The organism is Flavobacterium sp. (assembly GCF_049318325.1).
Lineage (GTDB): Bacteria > Bacteroidota > Bacteroidia > Flavobacteriales > Flavobacteriaceae > Flavobacterium.
The window spans coordinates 1-2,601 of record NZ_JBMOGQ010000200.1; the positions used below are offsets into that span (position 1 = coordinate 1).

Annotated in this window: 2 protein-coding genes and 1 pseudogene; 1 reads left to right on the forward strand and 2 read right to left on the reverse strand. The window is 35.1% G+C overall.

The features are described from left to right. A pseudogene (locus tag ACOYLP_RS11650) lies at positions 1–205 on the forward strand (hypothetical protein); the annotation flags it as partial. A 58-nt stretch (positions 206–263) separates the two neighbouring features. On the opposite strand, the gene ACOYLP_RS11655 reads toward ACOYLP_RS11650, so the two are convergent. Both ACOYLP_RS11655 and ACOYLP_RS11660 read right to left on the reverse strand, forming a co-directional pair. Then, positions 264–2,291, reverse strand: a complete 2,028-nt coding sequence (locus ACOYLP_RS11655; RefSeq protein ID WP_422856341.1) for a M3 family metallopeptidase — start codon at positions 2,289–2,291, stop codon at positions 264–266. Between the two features lie 93 nt (positions 2,292–2,384). Beyond that, positions 2,385–2,601, reverse strand: a 217-nt coding sequence (locus tag ACOYLP_RS11660; RefSeq protein WP_422856342.1) for an AIR carboxylase family protein, incomplete at its 5' end; no start/stop codon positions are given.

Genomic DNA, 2,601 nt, shown 5'->3' on the forward strand with positions numbered 1-2,601 from the left:
TAAAATCTTTGGTATTATATTGTTAATTCCGTTTATGGTTTTAGAATTTTTAAAATCTGATCCTAGTTATGTAGTTTTACTTATATCCATTATCACAGCTATGTTTATTAAGTTTACTTCTCTAAAAAGAAATCAATATTACACTTCCTTTTGGGTTGAAAGCATTCCGATTTTGTGGTTGATTTTGTTGATTGTTTTCCAATAAAAAAACCGAAGTGGTAACTTCGGTTCAATTTTAATTATTCTACTTCGTAATTTGTAATTTAAATTAATCCTGCTCTTTTCAGCAAAGCTTCAGGTTTTGGTTCTTGTCCACGGAAACGTTTGTATAATTCCATTGGCAATTCGGTTCCACCTTTTGATAATATGTTTTCCTTGAATTTTGTGGCGACTTCTTTATTGAAAATTCCTTTTTCCTGAAAATACGCAAACGCATCGGCATCCAAAACTTCAGCCCATTTGTAACTGTAATAGCCTGATGAATAGCCACCCTGAAAAATATGCGAAAATGAAACGCTCATGCAATTTTCGTCGACATCAGGATATAAAGAGGTTTCGTCAAAAGCTTCTTTTTCAAACGCTTTAACATCTTTAATACTGTTTGGGTCATTGCTGTGAAATGCCATATCCAATAGCCCAAAACTCAATTGGCGCATCGTAGCCATTCCTTCTAAAAAACTAGCACTTTCCTTAATTTTATTTACATAATCTTGAGGAATAACTTCACCCGTTTCATAATGTTTAGCAAACAAAGACAAAGCTTCCGGTTCGTAACACCAGTTTTCCATGACCTGACTTGGCAACTCAACAAAATCCCAGTATACCGATGTTCCCGATAAACTTGGGTAAGTAGTATTTGCTAACATGCCATGCAAAGCATGACCAAATTCATGAAACAAAGTCGTTACTTCATTAAAAGTTAGGAGAGAAGGTTTTGTTTCGGTTGGCGGTGTAAAGTTGCACACAATAGAAACATGCGGTCTTTCATTGATGCCGTCTTTAATATATTGCGGTTTAAACGAAGTCATCCATGCGCCGTTTCGTTTTCCTTTTCTTGGAAAAAAGTCAGTGTAGAAAACAGCAACTAGTTTTCCTTCGAAGTCTAGCACTTCAAAAGTTTGAACATTCTCATGGTATTTATCTATATCAAAAACTTCTTTAAATGTGATGCCAAAAAGTTTTTCAGCAATGGCAAATGATCCATTCAACACATTTTCCAATTTGAAATACGGTTTCAAAATCTCGTCATCTAAACTGAATAGTTTTTGTTTCAATTTTTCCGAATAGTAACAGCCATCCCATTTTTCTAGTTGTTCAATTCCATCTAGCTCTTTTGCGAAAGCGGTTAATTCGGCAAATTCTTTTTGAGCGGCAGGTTTCGCTTTGGTTAACAAATCATTCAAAAACGATTTGACTTTTTCGGGAGTTTGAGCCATTCGTTCTTCGAGAACAAAATGCGAATGTGATTTGTATCCCAATAATTTAGCTCTATCGTGGCGCAAGGAAACGATATTTTTTACATTTTCCTGATTGTCTTTATCATTTCCCTGAAATGCTTTTCTGCCTGCTGCTATAGCCATTTCTTTTCGTAATTCGCGATTTTCAACATAGGTTACAAAAGGCAAATAGCTTGGAAAATCTAAGGTAAACATCCAACCTTCAAGCTCATCTGATTTAGCTAAAGATCGAGCCATTTCTTTTGCACCCTCCGGCAACCCTTTTATAGCATCTTCGTTGGAAATGTGCAATTTGTAGCTATTAGTTTCGGCTAAAACATTTTCTCCAAAGGTCAGCTTTAGTTTTGCTAAAACGGTATCTATTTCTCTTAAAAGGTTTTTTTTATCCTCCGAAAGCAAGGCGCCGTTTCTGGAAAAACTTTTGAATTTTTTATCTAATAGAGTGGCTTGTTCAGGCGATAAATTGAAACTGTCTTTTTGTTCGTAAACCTTTTTTACGCGTTTGAATAAATCTTCGTTCAAAGCAATATCATTACTGAATTCTGTCAACAATGGAGAAACATCCTGAGCAATTTTTTGCATTTCGTCGCAGGTTTCAGCCGAGTTCAGGTTGAAAAATATAGAGGATAATCTATCAAGTGCTTCACCTGAAAACTCCAATGCTTCGATTGTGTTTTCAAAAGTTGGCGCTTCGGGATTGTTCGTAATCGCATCAATTTCGGCTCTTGCTTTGGCAATATTTTCTTCGAATGCCGGTTGGAAATCTTCTAATTTAATTTGACTAAAAGGTGCCGTATTGTGTTTATTAGTAAATTTTTGGGTTAAGATTTTCATAGTTATTTTTAACATTAAGAAGTTAAGGAAAATTAAGGTTTTCATTAAGCTCAATGAGACTTAATATCATTCTTAATTCCTTAATAGTTTTATTTATTTCTTAATCTCATCCGATGATTTATTCACCGCATCTTTCAGAGATTCTTTGTAAACAATGATTTTATCAAGTACCAGTTTGTTATGGCTTCCGATAATTTGGGCTGCTAGAATTCCAGCATTTTTAGAACCGTTCAGAGCCACTGTTGCCACAGGAACGCCACCCGGCATTTGCAAAATAGACAAAACCGAATCCCAACCATCAATAGAATTG

Coding starts and splice junctions, on each gene's coding strand:
- ACOYLP_RS11655 (WP_422856341.1), bottom strand. CDS start 2,291: ATGAAAATCTTAACCCAAAAATTTACTAATAAACACAATACGGCACCT.